An 18,143-nucleotide genomic window follows, 5' to 3' on the forward strand; every position below is an offset into this window, starting at 1 on the left:
ACCTGAAGGCGGCGGCGGTCCGAACTATCCGAACATGTAGTCGATCTCGCAGGGCGACCTGACATGGCCGCCTCGCGTGCGATCCGAACCCATCGACTTTCCTGTCAGGCTATTTATTTATCTGCGTAGCCATGTAGGAAATCCGCCCTCTAACGACCTCAATGGCCTGTTTGAGGGCGTAAATGTCCGGAAGATGACGCTGCGGCAAGCGTATCTGGTTAGCATTTGCGTCGATCTGTTCGATCTCGGCGCTCCATTGCGAGATCTGTTCCTGGCTCGGCCGTTCACTTCGCCATATCTCATCTTCCAGCAGTTTCACTTCGCGATACCAGACTACGAGGCGGTTTTTGATCCGTGTCTCCGCGATTCGGGGCAACGCCTGAAGCACGCCAAGCAGCAAAGCCGCGAAGGGCAGAAGAATCAGAAGACGCCGCTCGATAAAACTGGCCAGCCAGAACGGAAGGTAGCGTTGCAGGAGCGGACGGCCAGATTTGAAGTAGCGAATGCTTTCGTCGGAAACGGGAAATTCGTCGGTGTTGACGTTGGGAAAGGTGCCGAGTGGCGTGAAGTAGTCCTCGCGGCCATGGACGGCGCTTGCCGTATCCAGCAACAGATAGACGAAGGCCGGGTGCAACGAGTCTTTCGCCACGAGCAAAGCCGTTGCGGCGAGCAGGGTGACATCCGCCGACGGACGATCATTGGCAATGCTCGTCGAGCCGCGCGGAAAAATGACTTTGGAGAGAGCCGGAAATTTTTGGACTAGCGCGTCGGCCTGAGCAAAGCTCATTAGCTTCAGATTGCTGTTGAGCAGGGTTCGTTGCATATCGGCATCCGGCCTGCCAATAAAGAATGCCGCATCGAGTTGTCCCGTTTCGAGACCTTGATACGCTTTGGTAGCGTCCATTTGCAACAGCTTGGCGTCGTCGCCGGAGACACCGCTGTAGGCGAGCAATTGCAGCGCGACGTTCAGCAGACCACTGCCAGGAACGCCAATGGAAATCCGCTTGCCACGCAATTGCGCCAACCGGTCAATCGTGGTGTCGCCGCGATAGAACACCCAGATCGGTTCGTACGACACCGCGGCGATCGTTTTGAGGTTGTCGGTCTCTTTCGGACTGGTCGTGCCTGACTGGATAAAGCCGACCTGGTAAGCGCTGTCTGGATCCTTCAGCCGCTGATAATTTTCGATCGAACCGGAAGAACTGCGGATATCGAGCGTCACGCCTTTGCGTTTCAGGATCGGGCCGTAGCGGTCCGCAAAGCCGCGATAGATTCCCTGGTCTGCCCCGGATGTGATGACGATCGTATGCTGAAACGCGGGTTCGAGAATGATCGCCAGCAACCAGCCCGACACGGCCACCAGCAGAATCGCACCCGTGATGAAGAGCCACGGGCGCTTCGGCCTGATGGGTCCTTTCCGGGCGCGATGGAGAACGGGGTTGTTCCTTGGCACGTTTCGGCCTCTTTGGTCAGCCCTCCGAACGGGAGGAGCACAACGCTGCCCTAACGTGCGTAGACTGCAGGCTACCCGGCTTCATGTCAACAATCCGGCAGGCGCTTTCTTCCTGCGCTGTATCGGCAATCAACCAGGCAGAAGGCGTTTGTCGGCGAACCCTCAGACGCCAGATAAACACCCGCGCCAGCAGCACCTCTCAGGCAAGTGCCACCACCGCGATTTCGACCAGCAACTCGGGCGCGGCAAGCTTCGCTTGCACCGTCGCGCGCGCGGGTGCGCTACCTTGCGGAACCCATGCGTCCCATACCTCGTTCATTCCCGCGAAATCGCGGGTAATGTCCGCGAGCCAGACCTGTGCGGAGACGAGTCGCGTCTTGTCGATGCCGGCCTTCTCCAAGAAATTGTCGATCTTCTCCAGCACCTTAGCGGTCTGGAGTTTCACGTCAGGGGTGTGATCGGCGGAAGTCTGGCCGCCGACGAATACGAGGCCGCCCGCCTTGACGACGCGGCTCATGCGTTGATTGGTTTCGATACGAACGATATCGGTCATGACACTCTCTCCAGTTGAAGTCGAACGAAGTCGCCGCGCGCTGACTGCTCGCACGACGGCGCAAAGAAATAACAGTGTTTAATGCGTCGCTAGAGACGAAGCACCGCTAAAGGACGACTCCGCGGTGCGGCCAAAGCGATCGATGGCAAACGCATCGAGCGAAATCGACGGCGCGCCGTCGAGCATCAGTTCGGACACCAGCTTGCCGCAGCCCGGCCCGAGCTGAAAGCCGCTGCCGCAATAGCCAAACGAGTAATACAGATCCGACGCCTTGCGGCTCGCGGAGATGACCGGCAGTTCATCTTCGGTAAACGCTTCGACGCCGGCCCACGCGCGGTTCACGCCAAGATTGCGCAGATGAGGAAACAGATCGGTCACGGTGCGCGCACTGCGCACGAGACGAACGAAATCGACTTCGCCGTGACGATTGGCCAGATCCGCAATGCCGATCAGCTTGCCGCCAATTACCACGGTGCCGTTGTCGAACTGCTTGAAAGACAGCGGCCTGCCCGTTGCGCCGAGCGTCGCGGAGCAGAACGGTGCAACACGATGCGTGACCATCAGCATCAAACCTTCGGGGTGCACCGGCACGGGCTCGCCGACCTGCTTCGCCAATTCGCCGGACCACGCGCCCGCGGTGACGAGCAGCTTTTGCGCGCTGAACGTGCCGTGTGACGTGACGGCGAACCATAGCGTGCCACGCTGTTCGATGCGGCGCGCCGGCGTGCCTTCCAGAAACCGCGCGCCGAGTCGTTGCGCTGCGAGCCGGAATGCCGTGGTGGTTCGATAGGGCAGCGCGTAGCCGTCGCGCTCCACCCAGATTCCGCCAGTGACATGCCGCGCGAGCGCCGGTTCGAGTTCGAGCACGGTCTCCCGGTCGATGACCTTTTCGTGCGTGAATCCATGCGATTCGAGCAGGGCGACGCGCTCGCGGCACGCATCGAGTTCGTCATCCGTTTCGGCGATCTTCAACTGACCGGAAGGAACGAAGCCGCCATCCTCACCGAGCAGATCGGTCATGCCGTGCCAGATTTCCCGCGACATCAGCGCAAGCGGAATCTCGGGCAATGGACGGCCCAGCGTGCGCACACCGCCTGCATTCACGCCCGACGAATGACGCGCGACGTAGTCGGCTTCGAGCACGATCACCTTCGCGCCGCGCCGCGCCATATGGAACGCGCTGCTCGTGCCATGCAGCCCGCCGCCGACCACGAGGACATCGGCTTCCTGAATGTCGGTCGTGTCACTCACCAGCGAGTTCTCCGAGCGTGAGCGGCTTGATCGGCGGACGGATGCGGTAGTAGCCGACTTCGGCGGGCGAGACGCGGCGCGCGTCGGCGATCACTTCCGTCACGGTGAGGCCGCACATGCGTCCCTGACACGGACCCATGCCGCAGCGTCCGAACGACTTCGCCTGATTCGGTCCGACACAGCCGAGTTCGACGAACTTGCGCAACTCGCCCGCGGTGACTTCCTCGCAACGGCACACGATAGTCTCGTCGCGCGGAATGCGATTGACGTCGCGCGGACGATACAGGCTGTCGAGAAAAGGCCGGATGCGCATCACGCCCGCCAGTGCGCGGCGATGCGCGACGGCTTCCGCATCGCGTGTCGCCGGGGTGATCGCGCCGAGTTGCGCGGCCGCCGCGAGACCCGCGAGCGTGCCCTGCAAGGCCGCTGCCTGCGCGCCGCCGATGCCCGCGCCATCGCCCGCGACGAAAATGCCGGGCACGTCCAGTTCGCCCCATGCATCGACTTTCGGGGTGAAGCAGAGTTGCGCGTTGTCCCAGCGGTGCGACGCGCGCAGCGCTTGCGTGAATTGCGTGTTCGGCACGACGCCTTGGTGCAGCAGGATCACATCGGCTTCGATACGATGCGCCGTGCCTTGTGTCGTGAAGTGAAGCGCGGCGGCGCGCTCCACGTGATCCGTGCCGATGCGCGCTTCCACGCGCAGATCGTCCGCCGCCTCGAAGATCGGCACACCCGCTTCGCGCAGCGTGCGGATCAGTTGCAAGCCTTTGCTCAGAAACGGCCACGCGCGCAGCGCCGCCAGCGCGTGACGCTTCGCGCGCCAGCGGTCCTCGTGACGCGTGGTATCGACCAGCGCGCGGATCGGCACGCCGGCGCGCACATACTGCCAGCCGAGCAGATACAGCAGCGGCCCGCAGCCCGCCAGCACCGGCGGCGCGGCCGGCACTTCGCCCGCGCTCTTCAACAGAATTTGCGCTGCGCCCGCCGTCAGCACGCCGGGCAGCGTCCAGCCCGGAATCGGGAAGGGCCGCTCCAACGCGCCGCTCGCGAGAATCACGCATTGCGCGTCGAAGCTGCCGATCTTGCCGTCCTTCAGATAATTGACGCCGCGCTCGCGCGTGACCTGCCACACCGTCGCATGGGTCACGTGGCGCGCGCCGGAGGCGGCGAACGCATCGGCGATGGCGGAGCCCGCTGCGTAGTCCGGCCCGAGAATCTCCTTGCGGCGCGCATCGGCGCGGCCGATGCCGCGGTAGATCTGGCCGCCCACGGCGTCCTGTTCGTCGATCAGCACGGTTTTGAGGCCGGCACGCGCGGCGCGCGTCGCTGCGCTCATGCCCGCGGGGCCGGCGCCCACCACGACGACGTCGACGGCTTCGGAAGCGAAATCGGATGCGAAATCAGCGGCCATGGGCGTTCTCCAGCGGTGCGTCGGTCAGGGTCGCGGGCGGCAGGTCGCGCGCGCCTTCCTGCGAGCGGATTCGCATGCCGGCTTTGACTTCGACCATGCAGGCCTGGCGGCTCGGCACGCCGTCGATTTCGACGAGACATTCGAAGCACGCGCCCATCATGCAGAAAGGCGCGCGCGCTGCGCCCGACACGGGCGTCGCACGAAAGCGCGATACGCCTGCGGCGAGCAGCGCCGCCGCCACGGAGCGGGCGCCCGGCACGGCCAGCGGCCGGTCGTTGAACCAGATGTCGACGCTCGCAGCGGCAGCGCCTTGCGCGTCCGGCAGCGGCTTGAAGAGTGTGTGAGTCGATTGGGTAGTCATGTCGAATTCAATGAGCGGGAGTCAGTTCTCCGGCGTGCTCGAAGCGGCGCGCGGAGAAAGTGGGCAATTCCTCGGGCATCGGCGCGCCCATGATCCACGGCGCGACGCGCAGCGCATGCGCGGCCGCCAGCGTCACGCCGCTATGGCAGGTGACGACGAACGCGCCGGGGTGCGCCTCGGACTGGTCATAGATCGGAAAACCGTCGGGACTGTAGACGCGCAACGCGGCCCACATGCGCACGAGCCGCACGTCATGCAACATCGGGAACGCGCGCACGCCGCGCCGGGCGATGTCGGCGAGCACATGCGTGGTCGTGAAATCGTTGAAGCCGACTTCTTCCATCGAATCGCCGAACTGCACGCTGCCTTCGTCGGTCTGGCGTACGTTGAGCGTCGGATACTCGAGAAACGGTGCGACGCGCTCGCTCACCAGCACCTGGCCGCGATTGGGCGCGACCGGCGCGTCGAGTCCGACGAACGGCGCGAGCGTGCGATTGCCGAGCCCGGCAGCGAGCACGACCCGCGCCGCGCGATACGTCCCGCGCTTTCCATGCACGACGAAGCCCTGCGCTTGCGGCTCGATGCGTTCCGCGCGTTCGCCCGACACGAGCCGCACGCCGCGCGCCTGCATGGCGGTGTGCAGTCCGCGCAGGAGCTTGAGCGGGTTCACGTGACCATCCATTGGCGTATAGCTCGCGCCGATCACCGCGGGGCCGATCTGGGGAATGCGCGCGCGAACTTCCGCGGCGTCGAGCATCTGGTAGGGGTAATCGCCCAGTTCGGCTTGCAGTGTCGAGAGGCGTTTTTCGCGTTCGGCGAGTTCGTCGTCGTCGAAGCAGAAGTGAAAGCCGCCGGGCTGACGCAATGCCACGTTCACGCCTGTTTCCTGCAACAGCGCTTCCGCGAGTCCCGGCCAGCGCGTGGCCGAACTGCGCGACCACCGTGCATAAGGCGACAGGCCATAGCCCTTGCCCTGAACCCAGACGAGGCCGAAATTGCCGCGCGACGCGCGAAAGCCGCCGTCGTCCTCGTCGAGCACGGTCACGCGCGCGCCTTCGCGGGCGAGTCCGTAGGCCACGGCCGAACCGACGAGGCCGCCGCCCAATACAAGGACGTCGGGGCTGGCGGTGCTAGTCAATGTCATCGGGTTTCTCCGATCAGAATGCGATCCAGGCCGACCATGCGGTCGAGCAGGATCATCAAAAGGACAGTGCCGACGATCAGCACCGCCGACACCGAAGCGACCAGCGGATCGATCGTCTGCGCGATCTGGTTGTACATGGCGACGGGCAGCGTGGTGGTGCCGGGCGTCGCGACGAAAATGGTCATGGTCAGTTCGTCGAAGCTCTGGATGAACGAGAGCACCCAGCCGCCCGCCACGCCGGTGCGGATCATCGGCAGCACCACGCGGCGAAAGGCGGTGAAGCGGCTCGCGCCACAGGAGAGCGCGGCGCGTTCGGCATCGCGATCGAGCCCGACCGCCGACGACAGCGCGAGCCGCAGCGCATACGGCAGCACGATGATCACGTGCGCGCACACCAGCGACCAGAACGATCCGGACAGATGCAGCAGCGACAGAAAGCGCAGGAACGCGATGCCGAGCACGACTGCCGGAATCATCATCGGCGAGAGGAAGAAGCTCGTGAGCGCGGCGCGGCCCGGAAAGCGATAGCGGGCGATCGCCAGCGCGGCAGGCACCGCCAGCAACACGCCGATCGTCGCCGCCGCGAACGCGAGCCGCACCGAGAGCCAGAATGCCGCGACGATGTCGCCGTTCTCGAGGATCGCGCGGAACCAGCGCAGCGACGCGCCGTCGAAAGGCATCGAGATGAAGCCCTTGTCGGTGAACGCCACGAGCATCACCACCGCGAGCGGCGCGAGAATGAAGGTCAGAAAGAACGCGTTGTAGACGAGGCCGAGAATGCCGTTCTGTTTCATGATCGTCTCCTTCGCTCAGTCGAAGATGTGCTGGAAGCGGCGTTCGGCGAGCCGGCTGCAACCCATCACGATCGCCACATTGGCGATCAGCAGCAGCACGGCGATAGTCGCGCCGAGCGGCCAGTTGAGCGTGCCGAGGAACTCGTCGTAGGCCGCGGTGGCGACCACCTTGAGGCGCCGGCCGCCGATCAGCGCGGGCGTGGCGAACGCCGAGGCCGACAACGCGAATACGATGATCGAGCCCGACAGCACGCCCGGCATGATCTGCGGCAGCACCACGCGGCGGAACACCGCGAACGGCGAGCCACCGAGCGAGCGGCCGGCCCATTCCACCTGCGGATCGAGCTTCTGCATCGTCGCCCAGACCGACATCACCATGAACGGCACCAGTACGTGGGTGAGCGCGATGATCATGCCGGTCATCGTGAACACGAGGCGAATGGGTTCGCTGGTGACGTGCAGCGCTTGCAGAACGTTATTCAGCACGCCGTTGTTGCCGAGCAGAATCTGCCAGCCGAGCGTGCGCACCACCACGGAGATGAGCAGCGGGCCCAGCACGATCAACAGACAGAGCGACTGCCACGGACGCCTCATGCGCGCGAGCACGATGGTCTCCGGCACGCCGAGCACGATGGACAGCAGCGTGACGGCGAAGGCGAGACCGGCGGTGCGCAGGAAGATCGTGCCGTAATACGGGTCGCTGACGACTTCCCAGTAGTTGGCGAGCGTATAGGCGGCCGTGACACCCGCCGTATCGCTGAAGACGCGGAACGACAGCATCAGCGTGAGCAGCATCGGCACCAACAGCAAGCCGATGAACAGCAACAGCGCGGGGCCCGACAGCAGCCATGGCGCGGCACCGGGGCGGGCGTCGTCAAGCGTGGCCATGAGGGCTCTCCTGGTTGTCTCGCGTGAGCACGCGCAGGTCGTCGTCGGTCCACGCGAGGCCGACTTCGTCGCCTTCCTCGGGCGGCGGCGCGCCGTGATTCGGTTGCGCGATACGCAGCTTGCCGAGTTCGGTGTCCACTTCGAGCAGCCATTGATTGCCGACGAAAACACGCGTCGAGATGCGGCCGCGCACCCGCGCATCGCCATTGGCCAGATGCACCTTTTCCGGGCGGATGTATACGTTCACCGCGCCGTTGACATGACGGCCTTCGTGCGGGACGTGCAGGGTGGTGCCCGCGACCTCCACCTCCGCGCAGCGCGGGTTGCGGCGCAGCACTTCGCCGGAAAACGCGTTGGTGCGCCCGAGGAACGTCGAGGCAAACGGCGTGGCGGGGCGCTCGTACGCGTCGTAAGGCGTGCTCAGTTGCGCAATCACGCCGCGATGCATTACCGCGATGCGATCGCTCATGGTCATCGCTTCGACCTGATCGTGCGTGACGAGAATCGTCGTGATGCCGAGCCGCTTCTGGATCGCGCGCAATTCGATGTGCATCTCTTCGCGCAACTTGGCGTCGAGGTTGGACATCGGCTCGTCGAGCAGCAGCAGTTCGGGCTGCATCGCGATAGCGCGCGCAATCGCCACACGCTGCCGCTGGCCGCCCGACAGTTCCTTCGGATAGCGGTGCCCGAGGCCGTTCAGGCGCACGAGCGACAACGCCTCGGCAACGCGCTCATCGCGCTCCTTGAGCTTGACCTTGCGCATCTCCAACCCGAAGCCGACGTTGCCTGCCACCGTCATGTGCGGAAACAGCGCGTAGCTCTGGAATACCACGCCGATGCCGCGTTTCTCGGGACGCTCGTGCGTAATGTCGCGGCCATCGAGCAGGATGCTGCCGGTGGTTGGCGTGACGAAGCCCGCGACCATTTGCAGCGTAGTGGTCTTGCCGCAGCCGGACGGTCCGAGCAGCGAAAGCAGTTCGCCGCGTTCGACGGAAAGATCCAGGTGTTCGATTGCCGTGAAATCGCCGTAGCGTTTCGAGATGTTTTGCAAAGTCAGGAAGGCCATACGCCTTGCTCCTTCATCAGATCGCGCGCCGCGCGAGGGACTTGCTGGTGTCGGAGTTCAGCGTTCGACCGAACGGTTCCAGCGCTCGGTCCACTCGGTGCGATGCTGGTTGATCGTGGTCCAGTCCATCGCGGTCAGCTTCGAGATCTGTTCGGGACCGTAGGGCACGCGCGCGGCAATCTCCGGCGTGAGTTTGACGGTCTTGTTGACCGGACCCAGGCCGATGCCTTGCGCTTGCAACGTCTGCACTTCCGGGCTCAACAGGTATTGCACGAACTGCTGCGATAACTGCGGCTGTGCGTTTTCCGCGACGGCACATGCCGCTACCTGCAGCGCGACCGCGCCTTCCTTCGGATAAATGAACTTGAGCGGAAAGCCGGTGTTCTGCAATGCGACTGCGCGGCCGCTGCCATAGGGCGCGAGAATCACGTCGCCCGCCTGCATCTGGCCGTCCATTTCGCCGGGCGTGGGCGCCCAGGAGAGTACGTTCGGCGCGACGTCCTTGGTCATCGCGGCGAAACCTGGATCGATGTTCTTCTCGCCGCCGCCGGAAAGACGCGCGAGCATCACGAGCGTATGCAGACCGTAGGTGTTGGTGATCGGCGGCACGCCGAGTTTGCCCTTGATGCGGCTGTCCGTGAGCGCCTTCCACGAATCGGGCGGCGGCAGGCCGGCCTTCTTGAACGCCTCTTCGTTGTAGCCGATGCCGGTCGCCACCATGCCGACGCCGATCGCGGTCGGTCCGAGCTTCGCGAGCGGGTAGAGGTCTTTCATCACGGGCGCGTCGTCGAGCTTTGCGCACAGGTTGAGCTGCATCGCCTGATACATGGGACCATCGTCCATCACCGCGACGTTGATCTGCTGATGGCCTTTCTGCGCCTGCAACTTGGCGAGCGTATCGCTCGAATTTCCGGCGACGTAGACGATCTTGACGTTGTGCGCTTTTTCGAACGGCGGAATGATTTTTTGCCGGTAGACCTGCTCGTTCGAGCCGCCGACATTGGCGACATACAGCGTGGTCTCGGCTTGCGCGAAGAGCGGCGCGGCCAGGGCGGAAGTGAATGAAAGCGCCGCGATGGCGGTGCGGGATGGGGCGGACAGACGGCGATGCAACGCTCTTCTCATGACGACGATCTCCAGTTCCGGTGTGGGGAGGCGGGCTTCACTGCCCGTCGTTACAATGCAGTGTCGCGCCGGCTGGTCATGTCGTCCAATACGAATAAAATACCTATCTATGCATGGATGATATGGATTGGTGGGCCTCGTCTAAGGGAGAATACGGATGAATCTCAAGCACATCGAGGCGTTTCGCGCGGTGATGGTGTCGGGATCGATGACCGCCGCGGCCAAGGCGCTCTTCACTTCGCAGCCGAACGTCAGCCGTCTGATCGCGCAACTGGAGCGCGATACGGGCTTGCAGCTCTTTCAGCGCAGCGGCGTGCGTCTGATTCCAACCAGCGAGGGCGAGGCGTTCTTTCGCGAAGTCGAACGCGCGTTCGTCGGCTTGCAAGGGTTGGTGGCTGCCGCGGCGCAGATTCGCAATCTCGGCAGCGGGCGTTTGCGCATCGCGGCAATGCCTTCGGCGGGCATGACGCTGGTCCCGCATGCGATCAAACGCTTTGTCGAGCTATTCCCGGAAGTCACCGTGTCGCTGCACGTGAATACGTCGAGCACTGTCAATCATTGGACGGCGTCGCAGTTTTGCGACCTCGGCGTGGCCGTGTATGTCAGCGAGGCGTCCGATTGCGAGGTCGAGCAGCTGTCGGATGTGGCTGCCGTGTGTGTGTTGCCCGCGGCGCATCGGCTGGCGGCGAAGCGCAGCATCAAGCCGGAGGATCTGGAAGGCGAGTCGTTCATCTCGCTGTGTCACGGCGACGGCACGCGTGCGATGATGGACGAGGTGTTCCAGCGCGCGGGCGTGCAGCGCGTCCTGGCGATCGAGGCGCAATACACTGCAATGTGCTGCGAGATGGTGCGTCACGGCATGGGGGTGACGCTAGCGCATCCGATCGTCGCGCGCGACTTCGCAGGACCCGGGATCGAGATTCGCCCTTTCTTGCCGGCTACGCGTTTTCAGACCTATCTGCTGTTTCCTCCGCACCGGCCGCGGGAGCGGCTCGCATCGGCGTTCGTCGAGGTTTTGCGGGGCTTGCATGAAGAATTGCTGGCGGAGGTCGTGGCGCCGGCGCGGAGTGTGGCGGGACGCCGGCGGGTACGGGCGCGGGCTGGGGCGTGAGCGGTGAGCGGTGAGCGTCCGGCGTCCCAGTGTAAACACTTGTGAGAATCCACATGAATCAAATGAGACAACCCGAAGACGCGCTCCATGCGTTTCAGAACGCCTGGAACAGTCACGACATGGAGTCCCTCGGAGCGTTGTTCCATGAGGACGCGACCTTCGTGAACCGGTTCGGGCACTACGTGCGCGGCGTCGAGGCGATCATCGAGCTGCATGCGCCCATCCACGCCACTATCTACAGCGATTCGACGCTGGAGAACGAGTTGATCGACGTGGTCGCGATCGGCGGCGATGCGGCGCTCATGCACTTCTGGAGCCGCCTCACGGTCGGTGCGGCGCATCCGGCGGGGCCGCATGCTGTCGATACGCTGATCCTTGCGGTGCTGACGCGGCAGGCTGGCGAGTGGCGAATCAAGGCGCTGGAGAACGTCACCCTGACGAATCCTCGCACGGGGGAAGCCGTCTTGAGAGACGGCGGGGTGGTGTGATCGGGCAGCACAATCACTTTCACGACGTACGTTACCGGAAGCACCTGGGTTTACCAGATCAAGTCTGCCTTTTCCGGCACAGCGTTATAACATTGTGTGGATAAGGCGGTAATAAGCAGCGCCGCTCAAGGCCGTGCGATTGCGCTTGCGAGAGCTTTGCGGTTCCGGAACTCCAGCCCACTAGCGTCCTATAGTGAACCGCTTTGGTCAATAGAGAGGTGTGCTCAGTTGATCGCTGGTGAACCTCGCCGGATACTCGTAGCGTCGCCCTTCGCTGACAGCCTCATGCTATCCGACGAAGGGCGCAGACCGATACGCCGCGGCCCCGGACTCGACTGAACTTGCCGGAAGGCTCCGGACATGGGAGACGAAGTATAAGCGGGACTGAAGGGGGCCTGAAATGGCGCACGCTGATCTGGCTGTACTTGGGGGTGTGGGAATTCTCTCGCTGGCTTGTCTTGTCGTATGCGGAATGTATCTGTACCTGTGCAGCGACAGATGCCGCAACCGAAAGCACCGACCGGAAGCGCAACCGGGCGGCACTCGATCCACCGGCCAAGATGGCGAACCGTCTTCAGCAATCAAGGCAACCATGGGCACGCAACTCAGCGATCGCTGCAGATCCTCGCTCTATCGGGCCGTATTCAGTCACGCCGACGAAGACAGCATCGTGTTCGTGTTCGCCGGCACCCGCGAAGACGCCCGCAAGCGCGCGGCGAGCGCACTGGCTGCCATTCACACGATCCCGGTGCGGAGTGTGCAACTCGCCGATCTCGCGTCGTTCCGAGAAATGGTCGATATCGGCGTGAGCGAGGACGAAGATCTGCGAATCTTCGAAATGGCCTGGAAAGGCGCGGACGTGAGCGCGTGGGCCGAACATCCACTCTTTCTTACCGACGACCCTGGATTGCTCGGCAAATGGGCCGAGTTGTACGGCGACCTCGCGCGCCAACTGGCCGTCGGCGCAATTGAAAAAGCGCGGAACTGATCTTCTGCCGACAGGTTGAATTCGCGGGGCGTGGCCTGTACGGAAGCGCCCCGTTTCGTTTGCGCTCGCCTCGACGAGTTCAGTGCAGGATGGTGCTTCCAGGTTTTGTGTGTCAGTATTGTCGATATGGAACTTCGTAACGTACCGACCCGGCTTTACCATCATCACGGCCGCAATCCAGTGCGCCGTGATTCGTTACGTCCATAGCAAGGAATTCGGGAGTTCGTTTTCTCCGTCTCCATGCACAAACGATCAAGGCGCCTCAGGCGCCTTTTTTTATTTTCCGGACTCGCGAGGATCTCATGACCATGATTCGCGGAACTCGTTTTATCGTTGGGAAGGAAGCCGCACAAATACGCACTCTGGAAGATCGGTTCCGGAGCTACCTTCATTGATGCTGGAGCCGAAGAGGCTATCGTGCCTGCCTTGTGGTCGCAGGATACGTTCGTCCAGAAGGCCGGCGGCAGTGAGATCATCGGCCAGATGTGGGCCTTTCCGGATAAGAAGGGACGACCTTGCTGTCTGATCCCGGAAGCCACGGCCTTATTCCAGGAGAGGTGCATCGCACTGCTTGGTCAACGAGAGGCGCGCATGCTGTTCTACGTTGCGCGCTGCTATCGATACGAGCGACCGCAGGCCGGCCGCTATCGGGAGTTTTCGCAACTGGGATTCGAATATCTTTGCGCAAATCCTGAACTGGCTGCGAGGCGGAGCCTGGAGATTGCGGTCGGCTTTCTCGATTCACTCGGAGTGCGCTATGAGATCGATGATGCGGCTCGCAGGGGACTCAGCTATTACCTGAACGGCCAAGGTTTCGAGATGCGCTGCACCGAACTCGGCGCGCAACAGCAAGTTGTAGGCGGAGGGGCATACCGGGAGGGCGCGGGTTTCGGCATTGGGGCAGAGCGGTTGCTGTTAGCCATGGCTGCTCAAGGGCTCATATAGCGAAGGGAAGATCGAGGGGGCATTCACATGTCCCCTGTTCTCAGATAGTGGCCGTTCGCCCGCCGACCTGACTCATGCGCTGAAAGGCCGTTTGAGTTAACACGCGATCGCCTATTGAATCACGCGTGTTAACTTCATTTTTTCCAATTCGGCAGATTGGAGTCGAATCATTAATCGGACGCCATTCCGGCAAAGAGCCGTCAACCAATAAATAGTGATTTAGTAATCTCGACTAACCCGATGGACCGAGGTTCGTTACGCCCGGGGCGCGTACGCCGACGTTGAGCTATCCATAACAGTCTCTTCCTGAAAATACGCTTTATCGGCCCCGGCACGTACGCCGACTATATGCCTGCGTCACGCGTCGAGCCATGGACGTGGACGCACGCAGCTCCCTAATCCCGGCAAGCAGCCGCTTACACGATCAGACCGCACAACATTCGGCCTGCAGCCAGGTGCATGAAAGCATTTTCAGGAAATGGAAAATGCAATCCACACAATGCGCGCATTAATCGTCTCCTGCCGGCATATCGACATATATCGACATATATCGCAACCCCTCGCAAAGCATCAGATTAATATATGAATAAAAGAAAGTTGAAGATGAAAATTCGGATAACGAGCGTTTTGCTCGCGTTCGCCAGTCCGGCCGTGCACGCACAAAACTCGGTGCGCCTGTCAGGATCGGTCGACGCGGGTCTCGCCTATGTCAGCGACGCGGGCAACGCGAATGGTCATCGAAGTGCCTGGCAGGCGAAGAATGGCGACATCAACATCAGCCGATGGGCATTGTCCGGCAACGAGCAGATCTCCAGCGATCTCAGCGCGATTTTCACGCTGACCAACGGCTTTAACGTGATGAACGGCACCGCCGCGCAACAGGGCCGCCTGTTTGGTTTTCAGTCGTGGATGGGACTTGCTTCGCAGTCGACAGGCACGCTCACATTCGGTCGTCAGTTCGACGAAGTCGTTCAGTTCGTCGAGCCGTTCGCGCTGGGCGGCACACGATACGGCGGTACCGCTTTCGCGCACGTTTTCGACAACGACAACCTCGACAATTACACACGAACGAACAATTCGGTCAAGTACACGAGCCCGGTGTTGCTGGGTGGACTGAAGCTCGGGGCGCTATATGGCTTCTCGAACGAAGCGGGCGGCTTCGCGGATAACCGTGGCTACAGTTTTGGTCTCGGGTATCAGTACACCAATCTGGACCTCGGCGCGGGCTACTTTCAATTCAATAACGCATCGAACCTCGCGACGGCCAATACGAACGGCGCCGAACCGGCCGGCGCGCCGTTCAACGCGGAGCGGCAGCGCACCTGGGCGGCGGGCGGCCTTTATCATTTCACTCAAACGGCGGTCGGCCTCATTTTGAGCGAAACGCGGCTGGACAAAGCCTCGTCGATCAACAACGTGGCCGATACCGCTATCAGCCTGCCCGGCGACGACGTGCGCTTCGACAACGTCGAAATCAACGTGCGCTACGCCGTCACTCCGAGGTGGGATATTTCGGCTGCCTATACATTCACGCTCGGCCGCTTCGCCACGCCGACGGGCGTGCGCTATCCGAAGTGGCATCAGGCCGGCATCGTCAACACCTACTTCCTGTCGCCTAGCACCGACGTCTATGCGGAAGCCATCTATCAACGCGCCAACCAGTTGCAAGGAACCGGGATTCAGGGCGCGCAGATCTCGAACTTCTCGCGCGCGTCCGGCGCGAATCAGTTCGTCGCCGCCTTGGGGCTGAGGCACCGTTTTTAGCCGACCCGTCATGGTCGGCGCGCCGAGGGGCTCTGTCGCAATCCGCAGCGGCGGCCGTGGCTGCGCTGGCCGGACCGCGCGTTATCGAGCGGGTCGATAGCTCTGGCTTTAGCTGAAGACAACTGATCAAACCCCGCCAAGCCGTTCCTCTGAACAGCAAAGGCGGGGATTGCTTCAGGCATTGAAGGCCACCGCGCGAGGATCGTGCGTCGTTCGTTCTCTCTGTAACCCGCTATCATCGTTTTTCGTCACCAAGGAGAACAAGCGATGAGTCGCCCGGATTTCATCAAGCACTGGACCGAACTGGAAGAGCCGCATGCGCATTGCTATCGGGGTGACTCCGAGCCGATGGGACTCGACGCGCCGCTCTCCGCCGCGATGGGTATTACGCGGATCGGCATACATCATGTCAGGCTCTTGCCGGGTCGCCGCACTTCATATCCGCACGCCGAAAGTACCGAGCAGGAGTTCGTCTACGTGCTTCAAGGCAAGCCCGATGTCTGGATCGACGGCGTTCTGCACGCTCTTGTCGAAGGCGACTCGGTTGCGTTTCCGGCCGGCACCGGTATCTGCCACACGTTCATCAACGACACCGCCGACGAAGTCAGGCTGATGGTGATCGGTGAGCGCCCGCGCGAAGACAACCGTATCCGATATCCGCTAAATGAAGCATATGAACTGACGCGCGTGGACCGCTGGACGGACTGGCCAATCAGACCGATCGGCGATCATGACGGGAAGCCGGAGTAACGTCCGCTTCCAAAGCGCGGACAGTTCATACGCGGCGTAAACGGCAAGGTCGGCGCGCGCTGGACGCAGTTTTCCAGGCGCCTTTCAATTCGTCGGCGCTGCGACACGCGCTTACGCGTGGCCGGGCCGATCCCACGGAGGCGTTCCGCCGAATGCATCGACGAGGAAATCGATCAACGCGCGCATCTTGGCGCTCATGTGTCGACGACTCGGGTACAACGCGAGCACGTCGATGTCAGGCAGACGATACTCAGGCAAGACCCGAACGAGATGGCCGGCACGCAGGTCGTTACCGACCAGAAACGTGGGCTGCCAGATCACGCCTTGCCCGGCAAGCGCGGCAGCACGCGCTGTGTCGCCATTGTTGGTGCGCATGTGGCAGTTGACCTTCACGATGTGAGCCTTGCCATTTCTGTCGATCAGTTGCCACTCGTCGCCGGTGGCCGCATACGAGTAGCCGATGCATCGATGTTCGTTCAGGTCCGCGGGCGCTGCGGGATATCCGTAATGCGCGAGGTAAGCCGGCGACGCACACAGAATGTTGGTCGACGTCGCAAGCTTGCGGGCTGCGTAGTTAGTCGAACCGGCGCGTGAGATGCGAATGGCGAGGTCGTAACCTTCGTCGACAATATCGACGACGCGGTCGATCAGCGAGACGTCGAGCTCCACTTCGGGATATTTCCGCATGAACTCGGGCCATAGCGGCGCCAGGTGCAGAATCCCAAAACTCACGGGCGCATTGATGCGCAGCCGGCCGCGCGGTTCGATCGACGCGGACGACACGAGCCCCTCGGTCTCGGCGACGTCGTCGAGAATGGATTTGCAGCGTGAGTAAAAGGTCTCGCCGCCCTCGGTGAGCGAGAGTTTGCGTGACGTGCGATTCAGCAGGCGCGTGCCGAGATGCGCCTCCAACTCATTCACGTAGCGGGTCACGTTGGCGGGCGAGGTTTCGAGCACATCGGCTGCTCGCGTGAAGCTGCCTCGGCTCACCACGGTCACGAAGACTTCAAAAGCGCGCAGCCGGTCCATGTCTGCCCCTAATCATTCACATTTGCTGAATGATACACCTATGTTTTTCGCCTTTCTGCATGCATGGCTGAAGCCTATAGTGCTTTCCACGGACCGAGGTATTCGGCCTCGGTCGACAAACTGCTGCAGGAGATTGAACATGCAACGCTTGAACGGAAAAGTCGCCATCGTGACCGGTGCCAGCGCGGGAATTGGCCGGGCCACCGCAAAACTATTCGCTGCGGAAGGTGCGAAAGTGGTGATCGCGGCGCGCCGCGAAGCTGAACTTGAAACGCTCGCTGCTGAGATTGCCGACGCGGGTGGTGAAGCCGCTTTCCTGGCGGGCGACGTGCAGTCGGAGGACTTCGCAAAAGCGCTGGTGGCGCTCGCCGTCAGCCGCTTTGGCCGGCTCGACATTGCCTATAACAACGCCGGCACGCTGGGCGAAATGGGCCCGAGCACGGGCGTGTCGGAGGCTGGCTGGTCGGCGGCATTGGCGACCAATCTGACGAGCGCGTTTCTGGGCGCGAAGCACCAGATCCCCGAAATGGTGAAGCAAGGCGGCGGATCGATCATCTTTACGTCGACGTTCGTCGGGTATTCATTCGCTTTCCCCGGCACCGCGGCCTACGCTGCGAGCAAAGCCGGACTGATTGGGCTGACGCAAGCGCTCGCTGCCGAGTACGGCCCGCAAGGCGTGCGCGTCAACGCGATCCTGCCCGGCGCCGTGGATACACCAATGTATCGCGACATGAACGATACGGCCGAGTCACAAGCGTTCGTCACCGCGTTGCATGCGCTCAAGCGGGTTGCGCGGCCGGAGGAACTTGCCCGTTCGGTGCTCTATCTGGCGTCCGACGACTCGTCTTTCGTAACCGGTACTGCTTCGCTAGTGGATGGCGGCGCATCGATTACGCGCACGTGAAATTCCGGGCGGCGTCCGGGACCTCGATTGAAGAGATCGTCCACGTGAACAGGCTGCGCTTCGTGGCCCACACACAGTTCGCGGCATGTGAAGTTCGAATCGCGAGCCCCGGACGCCG

The 18,143-nt window shown here is 62.5% G+C and carries 18 protein-coding genes; 7 read left to right on the plus strand and 11 right to left on the minus strand.

Going from position 1 to position 18,143, the window contains the following annotated elements:
* Positions 1-109: 109 nt before the first annotated feature.
* The 10 genes from P0D71_RS29610 to P0D71_RS29655 all read right to left on the minus strand — a co-directional run bounded on the left by P0D71_RS29610 (position 110) and on the right by P0D71_RS29655 (position 10,046).
* A complete protein-coding gene (locus P0D71_RS29610; RefSeq protein WP_408483277.1) occupies positions 110-1,453 on the minus strand; it encodes a TAXI family TRAP transporter solute-binding subunit in 1,344 nt (447 codons plus the stop codon).
* A 199-nt stretch (positions 1,454-1,652) separates the two neighbouring features.
* Positions 1,653-2,006: a RidA family protein gene (locus P0D71_RS29615; RefSeq protein ID WP_408187673.1), complete on the minus strand. Its 354-nt coding sequence runs from the start codon at positions 2,004-2,006 to the stop codon at positions 1,653-1,655.
* 78 nt (positions 2,007-2,084) lie between these two features.
* On the minus strand, positions 2,085-3,257 hold the full coding sequence (locus P0D71_RS29620; RefSeq protein ID WP_408483278.1) for an NAD(P)/FAD-dependent oxidoreductase: 1,173 nt from the start codon (positions 3,255-3,257) through the stop codon (positions 2,085-2,087).
* On the minus strand, positions 3,250-4,668 hold the full coding sequence (locus P0D71_RS29625) for an FAD-dependent oxidoreductase (protein ID WP_408303122.1): 1,419 nt from the start codon (positions 4,666-4,668) through the stop codon (positions 3,250-3,252). Before P0D71_RS29625 ends, P0D71_RS29620 begins: the two co-directional genes overlap by 8 nt.
* Complete coding sequence (locus P0D71_RS29630; RefSeq protein WP_408483279.1) at positions 4,658-5,029, minus strand: (2Fe-2S)-binding protein; 372 nt, start codon at positions 5,027-5,029, stop codon at positions 4,658-4,660. The genes P0D71_RS29625 and P0D71_RS29630 overlap by 11 nt, the downstream gene beginning before the upstream one ends.
* Positions 5,030-5,036: 7 nt before the next feature.
* Positions 5,037-6,173: an NAD(P)/FAD-dependent oxidoreductase gene (locus tag P0D71_RS29635; protein ID WP_091804455.1), complete on the minus strand. Its 1,137-nt coding sequence runs from the start codon at positions 6,171-6,173 to the stop codon at positions 5,037-5,039.
* The gene (locus tag P0D71_RS29640; protein ID WP_091804452.1) at positions 6,170-6,967 is read right to left on the minus strand and encodes an ABC transporter permease; all 798 of its coding nucleotides are present in this window, start codon (positions 6,965-6,967) and stop codon (positions 6,170-6,172) included. The genes P0D71_RS29635 and P0D71_RS29640 overlap by 4 nt, the downstream gene beginning before the upstream one ends.
* Before the next feature lie 15 nt (positions 6,968-6,982).
* Positions 6,983-7,855, minus strand: a complete 873-nt coding sequence (locus P0D71_RS29645; RefSeq protein WP_408187669.1) for an ABC transporter permease — start codon at positions 7,853-7,855, stop codon at positions 6,983-6,985.
* Positions 7,842-8,921, minus strand: coding sequence for an ABC transporter ATP-binding protein (locus tag P0D71_RS29650; RefSeq protein WP_408483280.1), 1,080 nt, complete (start codon positions 8,919-8,921; stop codon positions 7,842-7,844). The genes P0D71_RS29645 and P0D71_RS29650 overlap by 14 nt, the downstream gene beginning before the upstream one ends.
* Before the next feature lie 57 nt (positions 8,922-8,978).
* Positions 8,979-10,046, minus strand: coding sequence for an ABC transporter substrate-binding protein (locus tag P0D71_RS29655; RefSeq protein ID WP_091804443.1), 1,068 nt, complete (start codon positions 10,044-10,046; stop codon positions 8,979-8,981).
* A gap of 157 nt (positions 10,047-10,203) precedes the next feature.
* Here P0D71_RS29655 and P0D71_RS29660 point away from each other — a divergent pair, with 157 nt between their 5' ends.
* From P0D71_RS29660 to P0D71_RS29685, 6 genes are all read left to right on the plus strand, one after another.
* Positions 10,204-11,157, plus strand: a complete 954-nt coding sequence (locus P0D71_RS29660) for a LysR substrate-binding domain-containing protein (RefSeq protein ID WP_408483281.1) — start codon at positions 10,204-10,206, stop codon at positions 11,155-11,157.
* A gap of 53 nt (positions 11,158-11,210) precedes the next feature.
* Positions 11,211-11,645, plus strand: a complete 435-nt coding sequence (locus P0D71_RS29665) for a YybH family protein (RefSeq protein WP_408483282.1) — start codon at positions 11,211-11,213, stop codon at positions 11,643-11,645.
* A 592-nt stretch (positions 11,646-12,237) separates the two neighbouring features.
* A complete protein-coding gene (locus P0D71_RS29670) occupies positions 12,238-12,633 on the plus strand; it encodes a hypothetical protein (RefSeq protein WP_408483283.1) in 396 nt (131 codons plus the stop codon).
* A gap of 333 nt (positions 12,634-12,966) precedes the next feature.
* Positions 12,967-13,578 carry an ATP phosphoribosyltransferase regulatory subunit gene (locus P0D71_RS29675; RefSeq protein ID WP_408483284.1) on the plus strand — a complete coding sequence of 204 codons (612 nt, stop codon included), beginning with the start codon at positions 12,967-12,969 and terminating at the stop codon, positions 13,576-13,578.
* Positions 13,579-14,160: 582 nt separating this feature from the next.
* Entirely contained in the window at positions 14,161-15,342 is a 1,182-nt protein-coding gene (locus P0D71_RS29680; RefSeq protein WP_091804432.1) for a porin, read from the plus strand.
* A gap of 267 nt (positions 15,343-15,609) precedes the next feature.
* The gene (locus P0D71_RS29685; RefSeq protein WP_408483285.1) at positions 15,610-16,092 is read left to right on the plus strand and encodes a cupin domain-containing protein; all 483 of its coding nucleotides are present in this window, start codon (positions 15,610-15,612) and stop codon (positions 16,090-16,092) included.
* A 111-nt stretch (positions 16,093-16,203) separates the two neighbouring features.
* On the opposite strand, the gene P0D71_RS29690 is transcribed toward P0D71_RS29685, so the two are convergent.
* On the minus strand, positions 16,204-17,121 hold the full coding sequence (locus tag P0D71_RS29690) for a LysR family transcriptional regulator (protein ID WP_408483286.1): 918 nt from the start codon (positions 17,119-17,121) through the stop codon (positions 16,204-16,206).
* A 139-nt stretch (positions 17,122-17,260) separates the two neighbouring features.
* Between P0D71_RS29690 and P0D71_RS29695 the strand changes: the two genes are divergently transcribed.
* On the plus strand, positions 17,261-18,025 hold the full coding sequence (locus P0D71_RS29695) for an SDR family oxidoreductase (RefSeq protein ID WP_408187661.1): 765 nt from the start codon (positions 17,261-17,263) through the stop codon (positions 18,023-18,025).
* The last annotated feature ends 118 nt before the right edge of the window (positions 18,026-18,143 follow it).

Origin of the sequence: Paraburkholderia sp. RL17-383-BIF-A (genome assembly GCF_046028015.1) — a bacterium.
Taxonomy (GTDB): Bacteria; Pseudomonadota; Gammaproteobacteria; order Burkholderiales; family Burkholderiaceae; genus Paraburkholderia.